Below are 21,227 nucleotides of genomic sequence, written 5' to 3' on the forward strand. Positions count from 1 at the left end.
GGAGCGGGCGCCACGGGCTCGGGGGTCGCGCATCGCTGTCGCCATCCCGCTCCGGCGCACGCCTCCGCCTCCGCCAGGTACCGCGCCACCGGGCCCAGGGTCAGCATTCCGCCGGCGGCGCCCGCGTGCTCTGCAGGGGCATCCGCAGGGCGGCCTCGGCACGCGCGGCGATTTTGGGCTCGCCCGGCGTACGGCGGCGCGGGCAGTCAGGGACCACAGCGCCTCCTGCACACGTCCAACACCTATTTCAGGACTTCTTGGCGCACGATCTGACGCATCTGTATCAGCCACCAACTCCCGTGGCTCCACGATACTTTGACGATCTGTATGATTTCGCACTCTGTACGATCGGCATCTGGAAGACCGCCTGACTGAACGTCATCTGCCGGCCGCTTCGGACGCCGCGGGGGCATGCCCACGGAGGGAGGGTGATTCCTTGCCCGCGAAGACCCTGCACTCCTGGTTCGCCGACACTGCCCGCCGCGTCCCCGATCAGACGCGCTGGTCGTCGCCGGGCAACGGCTGACCTACGGCCAACTGGACGCCGTTTCCCGTGAGCTGGCCGCCCGCGTGGTCGCGGCGACCGGGCCGCGGCCGGCCCGGGTGGGGCTACTCGCCGCAGGCAGCGTGGCCGCCTACGCCGGCTACCTCGGCGTACTGCGTGGCGGCGGCACCGTGGTCCCGCTGAGCGAGGACTACCCGGCCGCCAGAAACCGTCAGATCCTCGAACTCGCCCGGCTGGACGCCGTACTGGCCGACGACGGCAAGGACACCTCGCTCGCGGACGGCACCGGAGTGCCGGTGATCACCGTCGGCGAGGACGACGTGCGGCGGTCCCTGCGGGCCGCCCCCACCGCCCCGGCCGCCCCGGCCGACGACGCGCTCGACCCGGACGCAGTCGCGTACATCCTCTTCACCTCGGGCTCCACCGGTGTGCCGAAACCGACCGGTACCGGATCGGGCCCGGCTGCCGGATGTCCCAGACCTTCGGCCTGACCTTCGACCCGTCGGTCTTCGACATGTTCACCGCCTGGGGCGGCGGCGCGACGCTCGTGGTGCCCTCGCGTGGCGAACTGGTCGACCCGGTCGGCTTTGTGAACGACCACGCCCTGACCCACTGGTTCTCCGTGCCCTCGATCATCTCCATGGCGCGCGACACCGGCTCACTCGACCCCGGCAGCCTGCCGACGCTGCGCCGCAGCCTGTTCGCCGGGGACCGGCTGACCGTGGAACAGGCCCGGGTCTGGTCGGCCGCCGCTCCGGGGAGCATGGTGGAGAATCTGTACGGGCCCACCGAGATCGTCATCACGATGACGGCCTACCGGCTCCCGGCCGACCACTCCGCGTGGCCGAAGACCTCCAACGGCACTGTCCCGATCGGCCGCGTCTACCCGCATCTCGACCACCGGATCGATCCGCGCACCGGCGAACTCCAGGTCCGCGGACCGCAGCGGTTCGACGGCTATCTCGACCCGGCGGACAACGAGGGGCACTTTCATGAGCCCGGGTCGAACGCCGGCCCGGCTCCCAGTGCGCAGGCGTGGTACCGCACCGGCGACCGAGTGGTGGTCGAGGACGGAGAACTGGTGCACCTCGACCGGCTCGACCAGCAAGTCAAGATCATGGGCCGACGGCTCGAACTGGGCGACGTGGAGTCCGCGATCCGCCGGTGGGGCGGCCTCGACGACGCGGTGGTCGTCGCCGCGCCGGGTCCGCGCGGCGAGCCGATGCTCACCGCGGTCCACAGCGGCGAACGGGCCGCGCCCGCCGAACTCCGCGACCGGCTGTACCCCCATGTGCCCCGCCATATGATCCCGACCCGATTCGTGCACCTCGACGCCCTGCCGCTCACCGCGAACGGCAAGGTGGACCGCAAAGCCTGCGGCGGGCTTTGACCAGCCGTTCAGACAGCCGTTCAGATCGTGGCAGGCCGTCGCCCCGCACAGGGCGACGTGGATCTGGCAGCCTCAGTTGCGCGCGTGGAGGAGGAGCAATGAGTGCACCCACAGACGGACCCACAGGACCGCTCGCCTGGCGATCGGCTCCGGGGAAGCCGGCCACGACACGAATCGACGGTGTGCGGGACATCGACGGAGCCTGCCGTCGGCTGACCGCGCTTCACCCTGACATCATCGACGCACTTCACGAACACGGCGCCCTGTACATCCGCGGCCTTCCCGTACGCAGCGTGGACGATTTCGCCCGGGTGCGCGACGTGCTCATTCCCAGCAGTACTCCCTATCGGGAGAAGGCGACACCACGCAGCGACTACGGGGACGGGGTCTTCTCGTCCACCGACCTTCCACCGTCGCAATCCATCGCCATGCACAACGAGAAAAGCTACACCCTTCGCTTTCCGGGACTGTTGCTCTTCGGTTGTCTCCTCGCTCCGGCGGTCGGCGGGGCAACACCCATCGCCGACTGCCGAAAGGTCCTCAGCAGTCTGCCGCCGCATCTCGTGGCCAGGATGCGGTCCGTCGGCTGGCAGCTGAAGCGGTCGTACTCCGACCTGATATCGACCGACTGGCGCACCGCGTTCTCGGCCGAGAACGCGAAGGACGTGGAGCGGTACTGCGACGACAACCTCATCGCCTATGAATGGCAGCAGGACGGAAACCTCCGCACCAGCCAGTTGCGCCCCGGCGTCGTCCGGCACCCGTCCACGGAAGCCGAGGTCTGGTTCAACCGCCTGGCCTTCTGGAATGCATGGTCGCTGGACGACGAACTCCGGGAAACCCTCCTTGACGAGTTCGGACCGGACGGGCTGCCTTTCAACTCGGCCTTCGGAGACGGCGAACCGCCGACGAGGCAGGACATTCAGGCCGTCCGAGCCGCCTACGACGCCGCCACCGTACGGGAGCGATGGGAGGCGGGCGATCTGCTGCTCGTCGACAACATCCTGGCCGCCCACGGACGTGACCCGTTCCGAGGAGAGCGGAAGATCGTCGTGGCCATGGGCAACCCCCGTGGAGATCGACGCCTGCCGGCCGAGCATCCGACTCGCCGCGACCTCGGCGTAGACGAGAGGAACCGGACCGTGCGTCCCACCCCACCAGTGGAACGTTGCCGCTGCACGGGCGCTGCGACCAGCGCGTCGGCCGATCCGCTGAGCCGCTTCCAGCGGGCCGTGCGCGAACACCCCGAACGGCTCGCCGTACGGGGAAGCGAGGGCGACCTCACCTTCGCCGAACTCGACCGCTCTGCCGCCCGACTGGCCGGCCGGCTCTTTGCACGGGGCGTCGGCCCCGGCGACCGGGTCGGTGTGCAGCTCAACCGTGGCGCCGGACTCATCACCGCGTTCCTCGGAGTGTGGCGTGCGGGGGCGGCATACGTGCCACTGGATCCCGGCCCCGGCCCTCCCTGACGGCGTCGTGCTTCGTACCCGATCCCTTCGGCGAAACCGGCGCCCGGATGTATCGCACGGGGGACCTGGTGCGCCGGTGCTCGGGTGACGTCCACCGGCCGGGCACCGACCCCGACCGGGCCGGCTTCAGCATCGCTCTCCAAGCCGCCCGCGACCAGCTCATCCTCGCCGCGGGCGTCATCGCCGACACCGTCATCGACCTGGCCGGCACGATCGGACGGCACGTCCTGGCCGCACTGCTGCCCCCACGGCGACTGCGGATCAGCCCCCGCATCGTGAAACGCGCCATCTCCAAGTACCAGGCACGAGGCCCCCGCACCGACCGCACCAGCTACAAAGCCACCACCGGCATCGACATCCTCGCGCCCACAGGCCCTTGACAACGAGACCCAGCCACAAACTTCACGGCCTTGTTGTGTCCTGAACGCGAAAGGAAGAAGCATGTAGGAACTCTTCTTGTAGCGATGCTGTACGAAGGATGAGGGTTTTGGCCCCTCAAATTCGCCCTGCGGGGGGAGGATTTAAACCACCTCATGCTGCGCTAGCTGAAGACTGCCGTGGTGAACGATGAGGAAAAGGCGTCCATTGAGGCGTCAGGTGGGGATCGGGAAGGCGAGCGCAAGTGAATCGCTGCTGACGTGTCGAAAAGTAGAGTTGACATCAGAACCGGGGTGTCAAGGCAGTCCCGGGATGAGTCTGGCGGGTGCCCGTTTATTGGCCAGGCGGTGTCCGGCATGCAGGCGACGCGAGCCCGGTCTGCGGCCTTCGTACGGAACAGGAGAAGGCGGGCCCGGATACGTCTCCGCTGGCGAGCGGGGAGAGAGGGAGCGTCCCGGGCGGTCCGAAGCCGCGAGGGACTGAGTACCGACGCCAGGCACGCCGGCGGACCGGCTCGTAGTAGTGATGAAACCCCTGTAATGAGGGCGGAGCGAAGGGGCCGGGTCGTTCGTGACTGTGTTTATTCGACCAACCGGGCGTTACCCGGGAGGAGTCGCGTGAGCGAGTTGAAAGCATCAGGTAAGCCGTTCAATATTTCCAAGCAGTCCGTCTGGGAGGCGTACGAGAAAGTCAGGTCGAACAAAGGCGCGGCGGGTGTGGATGCGGTGTCGATGGAAAAGTTCGAGAAGGATCTGAAGAACAATCTGTACCGGATCTGGAATCGCCTCTCCTCCGGCACCTACTTTCCACCCCCGGTGCGTGCGGTGGAGATTCCCAAGAAAGGGGGCGTCCGGATCTTGGGCGTGCCCACGATCGGGGATCGTATCGCCCAGACGGTGGTCGCCGGGGTGCTGGAGGCGAAGGCCGAGCCGGTCTTTCATCCGGACTCCTACGGTTACCGCCCCGGGCGGTCGGCGATCGATGCTGTGGGCCGGTGCCGGGAGCGCTGCTGGAAGGCGGACTGGGTCATCGACCTGGACATCCGCGCATTCTTCGACAGTGTTCCGTGGGACCTGGTCCTCAAGGCGGTCGCCGCCCACACTGATCCGTCCCAGTCCTGGGTCCTGCTGTATGTGCGGCGATGGCTCGCCGCACCGCTGCAGCTGCCCGACGGGACTCAGCGCGAGCGGGACCGGGGGACGCCCCAGGGCTCCTCGGTCTCGCCGGTCCTCGCCAACCTCTTCCTCCACTACGCCTTCGATGCCTGGATGGCGCGGAACTTCCCCGCCATCGGGTTCGAACGGTACGTGGACGACGCGGTGGTCCACTGCGTCAGCGAACGCCAGGCACGCTTCGTGCTCGCGGCGATCAGGAAGAGGATGGCCGAGGTAGGGCTTGAACTGCACCCGGAGAAAACACGGATCGTGTACTGCCAGGACGCCAACCGGCGTGCCTCGTACGAGGACACCGAGTTCACGTTCCTGGGGTTCACCTTCCGCACACGCTCCGCGGTCCGCAAGGACGGCCAGATGTTCCGGTCGTTCCTTCCCGCGATCAGCGGGGAAGCCCTGCGCGGGATCAGTTCCGAGGTGCGGTCCTGGCGGCTGCACCACCGCACCAGCCTGACCGAAGCGGACCTCGCACGGTTCATCAACCCGATCATTCGCGGGTGGATGGCGTACTACGGGGCCTTCTACCAGTCGGCCCTCCATCCTCTCCTGGAACGCGTCAACTCCTACGTGATGCGGTGGATGCGCAAGAAGTTCAAACGGCTGCGGGGCAGGAAGAAAGCCCAGACGGCGTGGAACCAGGCCGTCGCACGACGACCCCGGTTCTTCGCCCAGTGGGTCTGGACCACCCATGCACCGCGCGTCTGGCGACCAGGACGGGTCCGTTCCTACCGGACCCCCTCACTCAGCAGACCGGCGTCCTCTTGCCCGTCTGGATTGACGAGGCCCTCGCGGCGGACCTGCCTGGACTGACCGGCTCCGCCCGCGGGCTGACCGGCGACCTCGACGCCGTCACTGCCGGGCTCACCCTTCGCTGGAGCTCCGGCGGCACGGAGGGCGCCGTGAATCGCATCAAAAAGATCAAAAAGCGACTCTTCGGGTGCGCAGAGTTCGATTTGCTCAGGAAGATGATCCTGCTCCAGTAACCGACCGTGACGGCTCCCCATGATCGCGGATCCTACTGAACGACGTCAGAGCCAGAGAGATGGGCCCGACGGGCGTATGCGTCGGCAGGCTCTATACGGGCGTCCGAACCCATGTCGCGAACGCATCCCGATTGGAGCCGGAGGGTCTGACCCGCGCGGCTCAGGGATAGAGTTTCTTCCCCTCGGCGAGCATGGCGACGAACTTCTCGATGCGGGCCGCCCGGGTCTCCGCCTTCTTGGCATCCTCTACTCGGTGCAGGATCGCGTACCGGTTGCGGCCGTCCAGAGCGGCAAAGAAGTCGCGGGCCGCCGGTGCCGCGTCCAGGGCGGCCTGGAGGTCGTCGGGTACCGTCGCCTTGCTCGGGGCCGTGTAAGCCGCCTCCCAACGGCCGTCAGCCTTGGCTTTCTCCACCTCGCGCAGACCGGCGGGTCGCATCCGGCCCCGCTCGATCAAATCGGTGGCCTTCTCTCGGTTCACCTTCGACCACTTGCTACCCTGCCGCCGTGGGGTGAAGCGCTGCAGCCAGTGCTGCTCGTCCAGTTTCTTCTTCTGCCCGTCGATCCAGCCGTAGCAGAGCGCCGACTCCAGCGCGTGCGCGTAGTCGACGCCGTCGATTCCGGAGCCGTCCTTGGGAATCTTGAACCAGACCCCCGGCACTTCCGAGTGGTTCTCCGCCAGCCACTTCTCCCACTCCTCCTGCGTTGCGAAGAAGAGAACCGGATTCGCTTGCTTCTGTGATCCCTCAGACATGGCCTTCATGAAATCCCACGGCTCGGACCGGGTCAACAACGACCCGACACGGCGCGCACCCGGTTGCGGGGCGACGCATACCCGAAGGAGGGGAGAGGAGGACGTGCGCCGACTGGACAGGCTGCGACGCCCCTCCCCGTTATCCTCTTCGCGGTCCTGCAAGAGGGCCGCTGGCCTCCGGGCTCGGCGTGACTGGTCCCCCTCCCTATCGAAGACATGACCTGGGCAGTGGTGTCACCAGGCTCGAGCGGTGCCGTTGGAGACGCTGATGGGAGGTCCGACTACCGCCCCGCCGAGTGCAGTGCCCGGCACCCTGCGGGCGGCAGGTCCGCATAACGTGGATGCGCGCGTACGGCGCCGACTCCCTGGCCAGCACCGCACCGAAGCAGCTGGGAGCACGATGTTCGACATCGGCTACGTGGGCGCCTTCCTCGGCCTGGACGTCGGCAAGACCGCCCACCACGGCCTCGGACTCGCCCCGGTCGGCAAGAAGGTCTTCGACAAGTAGCTGCCCAACAGAGAGCCGAAGCTGCGGGCCGTCTTCGACAAGCCGGCCGCGAAGTTCGGCACTGCGCTCGTCATCGTCGACCAGCCGCCTCCATCGGCGCCTTCCCGCTCACCGTCCTCCGCGATGTCGGCTGCAAGGTCGACTGACCGGACTCGCCATGCGGCGGATCGCCGACCTCTACTCGGGCGAGGCGAAAACCGACGCCAAGGACGCCGCGGTCATCGCCGACGCCGCCCGCGTGGGGCTAGTGGACCGCCCGCCTGCGGTGCACAAGGTTGAGCAGTCGGGATCCGGCGTCCCCTGTACCGTCCCCGCTGGTCGAGCGGTGCACCGAAGGGCGGACGTAATGACGACGATGTACGAACACGTCGGTGGTGAAGAGGTGTTGCGGCGGTTCGCGGAGCACTTCCACCACCTGGTTCTCGGAGACCCGCTGCTGGGCGACCTGTTCCGTGCCGGATCACCGCACCATGCCGACCACCTGACCGCGTTCTTCGTCGAGATGCTCGGCGGCCCGGCCCGCTACACCGACGAACTCGGCGGATTCATCGCGCTGTTGAGGGCCCACGTCGGCATGCGGATCACCCCGGAACAGAGTGAACGCTTCGTCACTTTGATGATCAAAGCGGCCGACGATGCCGGGCTGCCCGGCGACGACCGCTTCCGCAAGGCGTTCACCGCCAACGTCGAGAAGGCGGCCGGTTTCACCACCAGGGCCTCGCAGGACGAGAACCACCCCATGCTTCAGCCGCCGTATCCGGTGCTGGGCCGCTGGGAGTGGTGAACCGGCCCTGCTGAGACCGACCACCGAACCAAGGGGGAGCGTTGAAGCCCGCGGAGCCCGTCCCCGAGTCATCTGCCGAGGTGACCGCCAGCACGGCCTGTGAGCGGCTGCTCGGCATCCTGGAGCCACTGGTCACCCAGGCCGGGCCACTGCACCCGGACACCGAGCTGGCCGACGCCGGACTCTCCTCGCTCGCCGCAGTGCGGCTGATGCTGGAGATCGAGACCGAGTTCGGCAGGGAGGTGCCCCTCTCCCGGCTCCTGGACTGCCGCACTCCGCGCCACCTCGCCGACTGGATCGAGGGGGCAGCCGGCGAGGACGGCGAAAGCGCCGCCGCCGGCCCCGTCGACGTGGTGGCCGTGCCGGAACTGCGGTACGAACCCGCCCCGGCGACCCCCATGCAGGAGGCGTACGTCGTCGGCAAGTACCCGGAGTTGGACCCGGATGCCCTTGGCTGCCATCACTACCACGAGTTCGCCGTCGACGGGCTGGACGTCGACCGTCTCGCCCGGGCCTGGCGGCGGCTCGTGGAGCACTTCGACGCCCTCAGGATGACCGGGGTCGGACGCCACCAGCGGGTCCAGGAGAGCGTGCGGGTGCCCGAGCCCGTCGTCCACGAGACCGTGGACGCAGACGCACTGGAGACCGAGGCGAGCGCCGTACGGCGCCGCCTGTCGCACCACCGCTACCCGCCCGGCCACTGGCCGCCGTTCCAGGTCGAGATCTGCCGGGAGCCTGCTGGACGCGCCGTGGTCCATCTCAGCCTCGATGGCACGGTCACCGACGCCCACGGCACCGACCTGCTGCTGCACCACTGGTGGCAGGCCTGCACGGACGACGGCCACCGGCTGCCCGAGGCGCCGTTCAGCCTCCGCGACACCCTGGACGCCCTCGCCCGTCACCGAGCCTCCACCGCCCACCGGGCCGCCCTCTCCCGGGCCGCCGAACGGCTCAAGGGCCTGCCCGGCGGCCCGGCCGTCCTGCTCGCCGAGCCGCCCGAGCCGCCGCCCGGCCTCGACGGCCATCTGCGCACCCCGCGCCGCGGCCGGCTCACCCCGGCCCAGTGGAGGGACCTGTGCGCCCGGGCCGCCGAGCTGCGCGTCTCACCCACCTCGCTCGTGCTGACCGCCTTCACCGAGGCCCTGACGCCGGCCGGTTCGGGTGACCCGTTCACCTTGGTCCTGACGACCACGGACCGGCCCCGGCTGCCGTCCGCGGCAGAGGGACTCGTCGGTCCCTACACCTCCGGCTGTCTGCTCGTCATGGAGGCCCACACACTCGCCCCGTCCCTGGACGACGCCGCACGTGCCACGCACCAGCGGGTGTGGGAGGCGCTGTCGCACGCGACCGTCGGCAGCGTCGAGGTGCTGCGCGAGCTGCGCGCCCACGGCACCGAGGCGCCCGCGCTGCCCGTGGTGTTCACCAGCCTGCTGGACCTGCACTTCGACGGTGCCGGGCGGGGCAGCATGACCGACCACGAGCGGTTCGTCGTCGGTCAGACCTCCGGGATCGCGCTGGACCACCAGATGCGGGAACGCGACGGCGGCCTCGACTTCCGCTGGGACACGGCCGACACCCTCTTCCCGCCGGGCGCGCCCGACGCCCTGTTCGGCCGCTTCTGCCGGCTCCTGCAAGGCCTGTGCGAACCGGCCCCAGACATCGCCGTGCCCGCGCGCGAACTGCAGCAGGCGTACCTCGTGGCCCGGCTCGACGGACACACCGGACGCGGTTGCCAGTACCACCAGAGCTTTCACGTGGACGACCTCGACCTCGAACGGCTGCGCACCGCCTGGCACGATCTCGTCACCGCGCACGAGGCGTTGCGCCTGCGGACCGGTGCTGACGGCACGCTCGGCGTGCTGTCCACGGCGCCGGCGGACGCGTGGATCCCCGTCCTGGACGTCCCCGAGGGCGCGGACGCCGAGGACGTCGACCGCGCCGTACGCGCCGACATGACCTACCGGCCCTTCGGCCTCGACCGGGCAGCGCACGCCGACCTCAGGGTCGTCCGGGCACCGGGCCGCCCGGCCACCGTGCACCTCGCCGTCGACCTGCTCGTCGGGGACGCCCGCAGCATCGTGCTGCTGGCCCGCGAACTGCTGCACCGGTACGCCGACCCCGTCGGCGCCCCGCCCGCGCCGACCATGCTGCCCCGCGCGCCCCGGGCCGTGCCCGAGCAGGCCCGTGCGTACTGGCGGGACCGGCTTGCCGGCCTGCCGGCGGGCCCGCCGCTGCGGGACGAGCAGGGACCGCAGCGCCCTCGGCGCCGCGAGCGCCTCTTTACCGACCGTACGGCCCTGGCGGCCTGGGCGCGGCGGCACGGAGTGAGCCTCGACGCCGCCCTCCTGGCCGCCTACTGCACCGCACTCGGCGCCACCTGCGACGAGCCGTTCGCGCTCCCGGTGGTGTGCTTCACCGGAGCGGACACGGAGCGGCCCGCCGAGTTCACCGAACTGACCTGGGTGCGCTCACCGGCACCCGGTACCGACCTCGCCACCGTCGCCCGCGCCTGCCACCGGCAGATGGCCGCCGACCTGGAGCAGGGCGGCGGTGCAGGGCTGGCCGAGATGCGCTCGCTCGTCATGCGGCGCCGCAGGGACGAGAGCTTCGAGTATCCCGTGGTGTTCACGACCGTGCTCGACCTCTCCGGCCACCCGCTGCCGGCCGGTGTCCGGCCCGGCCCCTCGGGCACGGCCACCACCGACGTGGCGCTCGACTGCGTGACGGTCGACGACGGCGCGACCCTGCACCTGGCGTGGGACGCGCTGGACGATCGCTTCGGGGAGGGGGTGCTGGACGCGGCCTTCGAGCGGTACGCCGACCTGCTCACGGGGTTGGCCGGCGAGGGCGACAAGGCCGCCGGTCCCGCGGAGGGCGTCGATTCGCCCCCACGTCGGGCCGAGGGCGCCGACGCCTTGGGCGACGACACATCCTCCCGCGCCGGGTCCGCCACGGACCGCGCCGACAACGAGCGCCACCGCCTCCTGTACGCCTGGAACGACACCGCCCGCCCCTACCCGGCCGACGGCCCCGTCCATCTGCTCTTCGAACGGCAGGCACACAGCCGCCCCGACGCGGTGGCGCTGCGCTGGCGCGACGGCACCATGACCTACGGCGAGCTGAACCGCCGGGCCAACCTGATCGCCCGCCGGCTGCGGCAGGCGGGCGTCGGAGACGGCACCTCCGTCGGGATCTCCGTGCGGCGCGGCCCGGCCATGGCGGTGTCCGTGTTCGCGGTCCTCAAGGCGGGCGGCGCCTACGTCCCGGTGGACCCCTCGCTGCCCCGCGAGCGCGCCCACGGCATGCTCCAGGACACCGGAGCCGGCCATCTCCTCGTCACGGCGGGCGGCCCCGGCTGGCACGTGCCGGACGACGTGCGCGTCCTCGACCTGGACGCGCCGGAGAACACCGGCCCGCACCTGCCCGACCCGGGAGACCCCGAGCCCGTCACCGGACCGGACTGCGTGGCCTACCGGCTGTTCACCTCCGGAAGCACCGGGAGGCCCAAGTGCGTGGTGGTGGCCCACCGTTCCCTGCACAACCTCTTCGACTGGTGCCACCGCACCTTCGGCTTCGGCCCTCGCGACACCGGGCTGTGCGTCACCTCCCTCGGCTTCGACCTGTCCGTCTTCGACATCCTCGGACTCCTCGGGTACGGCGCCGGCCTCTACATCGCCGACGAGGCCGAACAGCGCGACCCGGAGCTGATGATCGAGGCCCTGCTGCGGGAACCGGTGACCTTCTGGAACTCCGCGCCCACCACCCTGGCCCGGCTTGCGCCTCTCCTCCAGGAACACCGCGGGCACCCCGGCACCGGCGACCTGCGGCTGGTCTTCCTCAGCGGCGACTGGATCCCGCTGTCCCTGCCCGACGACGTGCGCGGTGTGTTCGGCGGGGCCCGGGTGATCAGTCTCGGCGGCGCCACCGAGGCCACGGTCTGGTCCAACTGGTACCCCATCGGCGACATCGATCCCGAGTGGCGCAGCATCCCGTACGGCAGGCCCATCGACAACGCCCGGTACTACATCCTGGACGAGCGGCTGGAGCCCTGCCCGCCCGGCGAGGAGGGCGACCTCTACATCGCCGGCGACTGCCTCAGCCTCGGCTACCACGGGCGGCCGGACCTGACCCGGGAGCGATTCGCCCCCGAGCCCTTCGCGGGCGGCCCGCAGTCGCACATGTACGCCACCGGCGACCGGGCGGCCTTCCGCGACGACGGCGTCATGGTCTTCCTGGGGCGGCGCGACCACCAGGTGAAGATCCGGGGCTTCCGCGTCGAACTCGGCGAGATCGAACACCGGTTGCGCAGCCATTCCGCCGTGCACGACGCGGTGGTGGTGGCCCGCCTTGACGGCACGGGGGACCGGCGGCTGGTCGCCTACCTGCTCGCCGAACCGGGCACCGCCCGGCCCTCCGTGACCGAGCTGCGCGCCCACGCCGCCCAGACCCTGCCCGACTACATGGTCCCGAACTTCGTGGCCTTCCTGCCGTCGTTCCCGGCGACGGGCAACGGCAAGCTGGACCGGGACTCACTGCCGTGGCCGTTGCCCGCGCCCGGGGAGCCGGAACGGCCGGCGTCGAGCCCGGACACACCGGCTGAGCAGGCCGACGGCAGACACGTCCCGGTGTTCCCGCCCGCAGGCCAACTGACCGAAGAGATCGGCTCGTTGCTCGCCGGTCTCATCGGCGTCCCCGAGCTGGACCCGACGCTCGACCTGTGGGACCAGGGCGCCACCTCCTTCACCCTGGCCCAGCTGTCCTCGGCGCTCCGGGCCCGCTACGGCCGCCGTGTCCCCGTCTCGGCCTTGCTGGCCGAGCCGACCGTCGCCGGAATGGCCCGCCATCTCGCGGGCGACGGCGACCGGACCGAGCCGGCCCGGACCGCCTCGCACGCAGGGCTCCCGGAGCCGGAAGCAGCGGTCCGAAAGAGGGCGGCGGCGGTCCCGGAGCCGACGGCCGGCACCCCGGGGCCCACGGCAGGGATCCCGACACCGGCGGCCGATGACCCGCAGCGTGCGACGGAGATCCCGGAGCCCGCCACCGTCGAACCCCAACCCGCCCCGGAGCCCGTGGAGTTCTTCTCCCACGAGGACCGAGACCGCTTCAAGTCCGCCGCCTGGCACCTGCGTCGGCGGCACGCCGACGAACCCCTCCTGGCGCTCGACGGCCCGCTCCCGCCCGCCGAGCGGTACCGCGAGCGCGCCACACACCGCGACTTCGCCGACGGCCCGCTCGCGCACGACAGTTTCCTCCGCTTCCTGGGCGCCCTGCGCTCCCGGCCGGCCGGTGACGGCCCGCGCCGGCTGTACGCGTCCGCCGGCGACACCTACGCCGTACAGACCTACCTGCACATCAAGCCGGGCGCCGTCGAGGGCATCCCCGGCGGCCTGTACTACCACCGGCCGGACGACCACGCCCTGCAACGCGTCACCGCCCGCCCCGGGATCGACCGCACCGTCCACTTCTCGTACAACCGGCCCGTCTTCGACCGTGCGGCGTTCGAGGTGTACCTGATCTCCGAACCGCGCGGTATCGAGCCGCTGTACGGCCAGGAGTCGGAGCTGTATCTGGCGATCGAGGCCGGCTACATGGGGCAGTTGCTGATGAGCGGCCAGCAGGAGAGCGGGGTCGGCCTGTGCGCCGTTGGAAGCCTCGCCTTCGAGCGTGTCCGCGACGCCTTCCGGCTGCATCCGGGCCAGCGGCTGCTGCATGCTTTCCTCGCCGGCCCGCTGCCGCAGAACTCCGCGCCGCACGTCCAGCCGTCCCGGGAGCGGCACATCATCACCGGGGCCGGCCCGGGCGTCCGGCCGGCACCGGCAAACGTGGCCGTCATCGGTGCCGCCGGCCGGTACCCCGGCGGGGGCGGTCTGGACGAGTTCTGGGAGATCCTGCGGTCGGGACGCCGTACGCTCGGCCCGCTGCCCGCCGAGCGACTGGCCGCGCTCGCCGCTGCCGCCGGCACCGTACCCGACCGTGCGGACGCGTTGCCGTACGGCGGCTACCTGAGCGGCGACGACGGTTTCGACGGCCGTATGTTCCGCGTCTCGCCCCAGGAAGCCGAGGGTCTGGATCCACAACTACGGCTGCTGCTGCCCGTGGTGTGGCAGTGCCTGGAGGACGCCGGGCACACGCCCGGCAGTCTCACCCGGGACGGCGAGCGGGTCGGCGTGTTCACGGCGGCGATGTGGCACGATCACCGTCAGGCGGGCGAGGCACAGTGGCGCGCGGGCGGGCCGGCCCGCCAGGCGGGTGCCGCCTCGGACCTCCCGGCGCGGATCGCGCACTGCTTCGGGTTCGAGGGCCCGGCCGTCGCGGTGGACACCGCCTGCTCCTCGTCGCTGACCGCCCTGCACCTCGCCGTGACCAGCCTGCGGCAGGGGGAGTGCGACGCCGCGGTGGTGACGGGGGTCAATGTCGTCGCCCACCCCTACCACCTGGCCCTGCTACGGGACCTGGGGCTGGCGGCGCAAGCGCCGTCGGCCGGTGCCTTCGCCGCCGAGGACGGCGGCTGGTCGCCGGGTGAGGGCGCGGGCGCCCTGCTGCTGCGCCCGCTCCGGGACGCCGTGGAGCGCCGCGACGTACTGCACGGGGTGATCGAGGCGACCGGTGCCGGCGCGGCCGGGCGGCCGGGACCGTTCGGGATGCCCGCCGCCGGCCCGCTCGCCCGCTCTCTCACCCGCATGCTGGACGGGCACGGGCTCGGCGGAGCCGACATCGGATACGTCGAGTGCGCCGCCTCCGGTGCCCTGCTGGCCGACGCGGCCGAACTGGACGCCCTGCTCGCCGCGTTGCGCCCGTCCGGTGCCTTCGGCAAGCTGTTCGTGGGAACCGTCAAACCGCACATCGGCCACCTGGAAGCGGCCTCCGGACTCTCCCAGCTCACCAAGGTGCTCCTGCAACTGCGGGAACGCACGCTGGCACCGACTGCCGTGGCGCCCCGGCGCACCGAACTGGCCGACTGGACCCGGCTCACGGTCGCCGACACCGCCCGGCCCTGGACGCCTGTCACACCGGACGCGCCCCTGCGGGCGCTCGTCAACGCCGTCTCGGCGACGGGCTCGTACGGCCATGCCGTGCTCCGCTCCGCCGAAGGCACCGCCCGATGACCGGGCCCACCTGCCCGCGACACGACCGAGCGAAGGGACACCGGTGACCGGTACCTGGCTGAAGAGCGGCGACGCCACCTCCGACGCACCGCTGCGCCTGTTCTGCTTCGCCCACGCCGGTGGCGGCGGGGGCTTCTTCCGGCCGTGGCGGGAACTGCTGCTGCCGGAGATCGAGGTGTGCCCGGTGATCCTGCCCGGCCGCGAGGTCCGCGTCGCCGAACCCGCCTACCGACGCATGAAAGACCTCATCGGCCCGCTCTGCGAGGGTCTCGCCCCCCACCTGGACCGGCCGTATGCGCTGTTCGGCCACAGCACCGGGGCGGCCATCGCCTACGAGGTCGCCCGCCGCTTCCAGGACGACCCGGCGCGCGGCCCGCGCCGGCTGCTGGTCTCCGGGCGGCGGGCCCCGCATCTGGCGGCGCGGCGTCCTGCGTTCGCGGGGCTCGGCGACGACGACTTCCTGCGGGTCGTCGCCGAGTTGGGCGGCACACCCGAGGAGGTGATGCGGCAACGCGACCTGATGCGGATGTTCCTGCCCGCGCTGCGCGCCGACTTCCACCTCAACGAGAGCTACCGGCCGCTGCCGGGCCCCCGGCTGCGCTGCCCGCTGTCCGGGTTCACCGGCGACCGGGACCCGGAAGTCACCCCGCTGGAACTGCGGCTGTGGGAGACCACGAGCGACGGCCCGTTCCGGATGCGGGTGTACGACGGCGACCACTTCTACCTGGCCGGGCTTCCCGAGCCGCTGCGCTCGGACCTGCGGCAGGACCTCCGCGCCGACATCCGGCAGGCTGTGTCCTGAACCGCGTCACGGCGAGCCGGAGTGCCGGACCACCGTCACGTCCGGCCCGTCGCCCCGGCTCACCGCCACCGCCACGAGGTGCCGGTCGCCCTGGGGCCACTGGGCGAACTGCCACCGCGCGCCGTCGTCGTCGGCGGCGGTGAGCCGGGGCGCGGCGGACGCGAGCAGCGTGAAGGCGTAGGAGTCCGGGGGCAGCAGGAAGCCGAGGCCACGTGCCTTGCCGTACGCCTCCTTGAGCGTCCAGTGGCGCAGGAACACGGCGCCGCGCTCGCCGGGCGGTGCGGCGAGCACCTGCGCGGCCTCACGGGGGTGGAACATCGTGCGGGCCACGCGCACCGGGTCGACCGTGCGGTCGCGGACCTCCACGTCGATGCCGCAGTCCAGCTCGGGGCAGACGAGGCAGACGGACAGGCCCGGGGCGTGGGCGATGCTGAAGCGCAGCCGGGGCACGGTCTGCGGCCCGGCGGGCTCGGGCCGGCCGTACGGTCCCGTGGTGAACCGCCAGTCGGTGGGCGGGACATCGGGCACGCAGCGGCTGAGCGCGGTGCGCAGCAGAGTACGAGCCGTGATGTACAGCCGGCGGTCACGTTCCCGGCGGAAGGCCGCAAGACGCCGTCGTTCCTCGGCCGACAGCAAGGTGCCGTCGCCGTATGTGTCCGGGGCGGCGGCCCACACATGGGCGAGGGGGGTGCCGGTGACCGTCCGGTGCAGGGGAAGGGGAGGTTTCGGCGACCTGTCGGGCACAGCGGCCTCCCCCCGGTATCGGCCCGTACGACGACTCCAGGCCCGTCGGACTCCTCGCACGGGACACCGAGCCTGCGGCGCACGGAGCGGCCCCGCCGTGCAAAAGTGAGCAGATCCCAAGCGCCCGCGACGGTTACAACCGGGAGAGCCGGGGCCCGGTGTGAGGCCCCCGACCGCGGGAGCGACCATGGCCGTCGGCATCGAGGCGATCAACGCCTATGTGGCGCGTGCCTGCTTCGACGTGGCGGAACTCTTCCGCGGCCGAGGCCTGGACATGACCCGGTTCGACAACCTCATGATGCGCCAGAAGTCGGTCAACCTGCCATGCGAGGACGCGGTCACCAACGCCGTCAACGCGGCCAAGCCCCTCCTCGACCGGCTCACCCCCGAGGAACGTGACGCCATCGAACTCCTCGTCGTCGGCACCGAGTCCGGGCTCGACCTCGGCAAACCCATCTCCACCTACATCCACCACCACCTCGGCCTCAGCTCCCGCTGCCGTTCCTTCGAGGTCAAACACGCCTGCTACGGCGGCACGGCCGCGCTGCAGACCGCCGCCGGCATCATCGGCGCCTCACCCATCGGCGCCGCCAAGGCCCTGGTGATCGCCGCCGACGCACCGAGCGCCGCGGCCCGCGGCACCTACTGGGAACCCTCCGAGGGCGCCGGCGCCGTCGCCCTCCTCGTCGGCCGCGCACCACGCGTCCTGGAACTCGACCCCGGGGCCAGCGGCCTGCACACTTTCGAGGTCATGGACACCCTCCGGCCCCGCCCGGACCTCGACGTCGTCGACTCCGATGTGTCCCTGCTGTCGTACCTGACCTGTCTGGAACGCAGCTTCGCCGCCTACCGCGAGCGCGTGGCCGGTGCCGACGTGGTCGACAGCTTCGAGCACCTGGTGCTGCACACCCCGTTCGCCGGCATGGTCAAGGGCGCCCACCGCAAGCTGCTCCGCACCCACAAGGGCCTGGGGCCGCGCGAGGCGGCCGAGGACTTCACCCGTCGGGTCGTCCCCACCCTCGAATACGGCGCCCGGGTCGGCAACCTCTTCTCCGCCTCGCTCTACCTCGCCCTGTGCTCCCTCCTCGACCACGGCAGCCCCGAACTGCCGTGCCGCATCGGGCTGTTCTCCTACGGCTCCGGGTGCGCGTCGGAGTTCTTCAGCGGCGTCCTCGGCGGGGAGGCCGTGGCCACTGTCGGCGGCATGCGGATCGGCGCCGCCCTCGATGCCCGACGGCCGCTGACCATGGACGAGTACGACGCCGTCACCGAACTCGGCGGTGACCGCGCGTTCGGCGTGCGGGACCTGGACGTCGACACCAAGCCCTACGCGGACCTGTACGCCGACCTGTTCGACGGAGCCGGACTGCTGATGCTCGACCGCATCGAGAACTTCCACCGCCTCTACTCCTGGAGCTGACCGACCGATGAACCACGGCACCGTCCGCGTCCAGCACCAGGATCCCGCCGTCCTGCGGATCACCCTGAGCCGGCCCGAGCGCGGCAACACCGTCGACTCCGACCTGATCGCGGACCTGCACGAGGCCCTGGACACCGCCGAGAAGTCCGGCACCTGCCGACTGGTCATGCTCGACTCGCCCGGGCGGGTGTTCTGCAACGGGATGGACATGGCGGAAGCGGCGGGGGACGAGAGCTTCAACCCGGACGCGTCACAAAAGCCGGTCCACGAGCGGGACGTGGATTCGGCCGCGCCCGACGGGTCGGGATTCTTCCGGCTGCTGCGGCGGCTCACCGAGGTGCCGATGCTGACCCTCGCCTGTGTGGACGGGCGGGTGGCGGGCGGCGGGGTCGGGCTCGCAGCCGCCTGCGATCTCGTGCACTCCACCGAACGCGGCGTGTTCAGCCTCCCCGAGACCCTGTGGGGCCTGCTGCCGTGCAGTGTGCTGCCGTTCCTGATCCGCCGCACTGGCTTCCGCACCGTCGGCACCATGACCCTCACCACCCTGCCGCTCACCGCCAGGGAGGCCGTGGACCGGGGACTCGCCGACGAACTCTCGCCGGACCCGGGCCCCTTGGTGCGCCGACTGCTGTCCCGGCTGACCAAGGTCGACGCCCGGATGATCGGGGAAGCCAAGGGCTACCTGTCGGCGCTGCACCCCCTCACCGCCGAGACCGAGCACCGCGCGGTCACCGAGTTCGCCCGGCTCGCCGCCGTGCCGGGCGTCCGCGAGGGCATCGCACGGTTCGCCGCCGAAGGGCGCTATCCGTGGGAGCGGTGACCTTGATGTCCGGCCGTCGCCGACCGCACCACAGGGAGGGCCGTCGATGAGAGCCGTCTGGGCGTTTCCCGGCCAGGGCTCACAGCGCAAGGACATGGGCGCCGGCCTCTTCGACCGGTACCCGGCGATGCTCGCCCGCGCGGACGCCGTGCTCGGTCGCTCGGTGCGCGAACTGTGCGCCGACCAGGCCGCGCTGCGCGACACGCGCGTCCTGCAACCCGTCCTCTACGCCATCAGCGCGCTGACCTACCTCGACCTTGCCGCCCGCAAGCCACAGCCCGACTACATGATCGGGCACAGCCTCGGCGAGTACACCGCGCTCTACGCCTCCGGTGCCCTCGACTTCGAGACAGGGCTGCGTCTCGTCGTCGCCCGCGCCCAGATCATGGGCCGCGCGAGTGGGGGCGGCATGTTGGCCGTCGTAGGGCTCGGCATCGAGCGCTTGCGGGACATCATGCGCCGCGAGGGCGTGGACGACATCGACATCGCCAACCACAACTCGCCCGCCCAGACCGTCCTTTCGGGACCCGAGGAATCGGTCCGCGCGCTCGCGCCGGTGCTCCGCCGCGAGGGCGCAGGCAAGTGCGTGCTGCTCCACATCAGCGTCGCGGCCCACTCCCGGTACATGGCCGAGGCGGCGGACGAACTCGGCACCGTCCTCGGCACCGTCACCTTCCACGAACCCCGCGTCCCCGTCATCTCCAACGTCACCGCCCGCCCCCACCGCGCCGACCGGATCGCCACCCGGCTGCGCGAGCACATGTGGCGCGGCGTGCGCTGGTGGGAGAGCCTGGACTACCTGATCCACCATCAGGTCACCGAGCTGGTCGAGGTGGGCCCCGGAAGCGTGCTGACCAAGCTGTGGGCGACGGCCCGGACGGAACTGACGCCGCCGCCGGCCGAAGGGCAGGGTGACACCGGAGCCGTGCCCGAAACGCTGGGGAACGCCGGGGATACGGGGCAGCGCCATCGGCTGCGGCGCCGGCCGGTGTCCAAGGAGCGGCTGGGCGCGGCGCGGTTCCGGGAGCGGTACGGAGCCGAGCTGGCCTGGGTCGCGTCCGGGACCGGGGACGGGGCCGTCCGGGGGGAAGTCTGCCGGGAGGCTCGGGCAGCCGGGATGGCCGCCTTCGCCGATCCGGTCCTCGACGCCTCGGACGGGGCGTCTTACGGCGAGGCGGGCCGCCAGGGGTGGGGGACCGGGCTGCGCCCCGGACCGGACGCGGAAGAACTGGTCACTCAGCTCCTCGCCCACGAGGTGCGATACGTCGAGGCCGACTACCCGCACGGTCCCGACGCGGCACTCGTCCGGTTCCGCTTCACCGGCGCCCGGCGTGGCCCGGCCGGCACTCCGGTCGCAGTGCGGCACGTCATCGCCCGCGTCACCGGCCTCGACCAGGCCGCCGCCTTCCTGCGACCACCCACCCCGGCCCTGCTCGCCGAACTCGTCCGCACCGGCGGCCTGTCGGCCGAGGAAGCCGAAGCGGCCCGCGATCTGCCCGTCGCCTCGGACCTGGCCGTCCAGACCCCGCAGGGCTGGCACACCGACGGCGCCGACGTCTACCAACTCCTGCCCTCCGTGGCCGTGCTCGCCGCCCATGGCCCGGGCCCCGAACCCGTACACGTGGGCCTGCGCGGTGCCGTCGGCACACCGGAACAGGCCGCCACCGCGTTCGCGCTCGGCGCCGCCTTCCTCGTCGCCACCTCGCTGACCGCCTGCGCACCGGCCGCCCGACTGGCCGAAGGTCTCAAGCACACCCTCGCGCGGGCCGGCGACGACGACGTCACCTGGGCGCCCACCGAACGCCACGCCACCCTCGGGGTCCGTGCGCGGGTCGTCCGCCACGGCACCCTGTTCCCCGCCCGGGCCGGTCTGCTGCACCGACTCCTGCGCGAACACCGGTACTTCGCCGACGTCCCGGAACAGCGACGACGGCACATCGAGGAGCAGGTACTGGGCAGACCGGTCACGGAACTGCCGGCGGCCGACCGCGCCGACGGGCGCGTCCGCACAGCCGACGTGTTCCGCTGGTATGCACGCGAGACCGCCCGCCGTACGGCGGGCGGTGACCCCGTACGGCCCCTGGACCACCAACTCCCCTGCGATCCCGAGCTGACGCACTTCAACCGCGCGACGGCCGGCACCGCACTGGCCGAGTGGGCCGCCCGGAGCCCCGACGCGGTGGCCGGACACGTCCTGACAAACGCCGCGGAACTGCTGGCCGCGAGGGCGCCGAGTCGGGCCGGAATGCGCCCATGAACCAGCGGACATGTCAAGCAATCGCCGATACGGTCTGCGACGGACAGTGGCATCCCGCACACGGGACCCACGGGCATACGGCGTGCCCGGGACCGACACGGACCGAGCAGAGGCCGACACCCGTGGAGTGAGACGGCA

The 21,227-nt window shown here is 71.4% G+C and carries 13 protein-coding genes and 2 pseudogenes; 12 read left to right on the forward strand and 3 right to left on the reverse strand.

The window, feature by feature from the left end; all coding sequences use genetic code 11:
* Positions 1-50 precede the first annotated feature (50 nt).
* A pseudogene (locus ABT245_RS37250) lies at positions 51-231 on the reverse strand (hypothetical protein); the annotation flags it as partial.
* A gap of 291 nt (positions 232-522) precedes the next feature.
* Here ABT245_RS37250 and ABT245_RS37255 point away from each other — a divergent pair.
* From ABT245_RS37255 to ltrA, 5 genes are all read left to right on the forward strand, one after another.
* Positions 523-996: an AMP-binding protein gene (locus tag ABT245_RS37255; RefSeq protein WP_351742917.1), complete on the forward strand. Its 474-nt coding sequence runs from the start codon at positions 523-525 to the stop codon at positions 994-996.
* The gene (locus ABT245_RS37260) at positions 975-1,895 is read left to right on the forward strand and encodes an AMP-binding protein (protein ID WP_351742878.1); all 921 of its coding nucleotides are present in this window, start codon (positions 975-977) and stop codon (positions 1,893-1,895) included. Before ABT245_RS37255 ends, ABT245_RS37260 begins: the two co-directional genes overlap by 22 nt.
* A 98-nt stretch (positions 1,896-1,993) precedes the next feature.
* On the forward strand, positions 1,994-3,364 hold the full coding sequence (locus ABT245_RS37265; RefSeq protein ID WP_351742881.1) for a TauD/TfdA family dioxygenase: 1,371 nt from the start codon (positions 1,994-1,996) through the stop codon (positions 3,362-3,364).
* A gap of 47 nt (positions 3,365-3,411) precedes the next feature.
* Entirely contained in the window at positions 3,412-3,744 is a 333-nt protein-coding gene (locus ABT245_RS37270) for a hypothetical protein (RefSeq protein WP_351742884.1), read from the forward strand.
* Positions 3,745-4,359: 615 nt separating this feature from the next.
* On the forward strand, positions 4,360-5,724 hold the full coding sequence (gene ltrA, locus ABT245_RS37275) for a group II intron reverse transcriptase/maturase (RefSeq protein WP_351742887.1): 1,365 nt from the start codon (positions 4,360-4,362) through the stop codon (positions 5,722-5,724).
* Between the two features lie 333 nt (positions 5,725-6,057).
* On the opposite strand, the gene ABT245_RS37280 is transcribed toward ltrA, so the two are convergent.
* Entirely contained in the window at positions 6,058-6,648 is a 591-nt protein-coding gene (locus tag ABT245_RS37280; protein ID WP_351742890.1) for a YdeI/OmpD-associated family protein, read from the reverse strand.
* 400 nt (positions 6,649-7,048) lie between these two features.
* Between ABT245_RS37280 and ABT245_RS37285 the strand changes: the two are divergent.
* From ABT245_RS37285 to ABT245_RS37300, 4 genes and pseudogenes are all read left to right on the forward strand, one after another.
* A pseudogene (locus tag ABT245_RS37285) lies at positions 7,049-7,394 on the forward strand (IS110 family transposase); the annotation flags it as partial.
* 87 nt (positions 7,395-7,481) lie between these two features.
* Positions 7,482-7,940 carry a group II truncated hemoglobin gene (locus ABT245_RS37290; RefSeq protein ID WP_351742919.1) on the forward strand — a complete coding sequence of 153 codons (459 nt, stop codon included), beginning with the start codon at positions 7,482-7,484 and terminating at the stop codon, positions 7,938-7,940.
* Between the two features lie 80 nt (positions 7,941-8,020).
* Positions 8,021-15,046 carry an amino acid adenylation domain-containing protein gene (locus ABT245_RS37295; protein WP_351742893.1) on the forward strand — a complete coding sequence of 2,342 codons (7,026 nt, stop codon included), beginning with the start codon at positions 8,021-8,023 and terminating at the stop codon, positions 15,044-15,046.
* Positions 15,047-15,089: 43 nt separating this feature from the next.
* Positions 15,090-15,848 (forward strand): thioesterase II family protein, encoded by a 759-nt coding sequence (locus tag ABT245_RS37300; RefSeq protein ID WP_351742896.1) that lies wholly within the window; start codon positions 15,090-15,092, stop codon positions 15,846-15,848.
* 6 nt (positions 15,849-15,854) lie between these two features.
* Here ABT245_RS37300 and ABT245_RS37305 read toward each other — a convergent pair whose 3' ends face one another.
* A complete protein-coding gene (locus ABT245_RS37305) occupies positions 15,855-16,592 on the reverse strand; it encodes a 4'-phosphopantetheinyl transferase family protein (RefSeq protein WP_351742899.1) in 738 nt (245 codons plus the stop codon).
* Positions 16,593-16,779: 187 nt separating this feature from the next.
* On the opposite strand from ABT245_RS37305, the gene ABT245_RS37310 reads away from it, so the two are divergent.
* Genes ABT245_RS37310 through fabD form a run of 3 tightly spaced genes read left to right on the forward strand, consistent with a single transcriptional unit; the run spans position 16,780 to position 21,089 of the window.
* On the forward strand, positions 16,780-18,012 hold the full coding sequence (locus ABT245_RS37310) for a hydroxymethylglutaryl-CoA synthase family protein (RefSeq protein WP_351742902.1): 1,233 nt from the start codon (positions 16,780-16,782) through the stop codon (positions 18,010-18,012).
* Between the two features lie 7 nt (positions 18,013-18,019).
* Positions 18,020-18,832: an enoyl-CoA hydratase-related protein gene (locus tag ABT245_RS37315; RefSeq protein ID WP_351742905.1), complete on the forward strand. Its 813-nt coding sequence runs from the start codon at positions 18,020-18,022 to the stop codon at positions 18,830-18,832.
* Positions 18,833-18,878: 46 nt separating this feature from the next.
* Positions 18,879-21,089, forward strand: coding sequence for an ACP S-malonyltransferase (fabD, locus tag ABT245_RS37320; RefSeq protein ID WP_351742908.1), 2,211 nt, complete (start codon positions 18,879-18,881; stop codon positions 21,087-21,089).
* Positions 21,090-21,227: the final 138 nt, after the last annotated feature.

Origin of the sequence: Streptomyces sp. NPDC001508, assembly GCF_040298665.1 — a bacterium.
Taxonomy (GTDB): Bacteria; Actinomycetota; Actinomycetes; order Streptomycetales; family Streptomycetaceae; genus Streptomyces.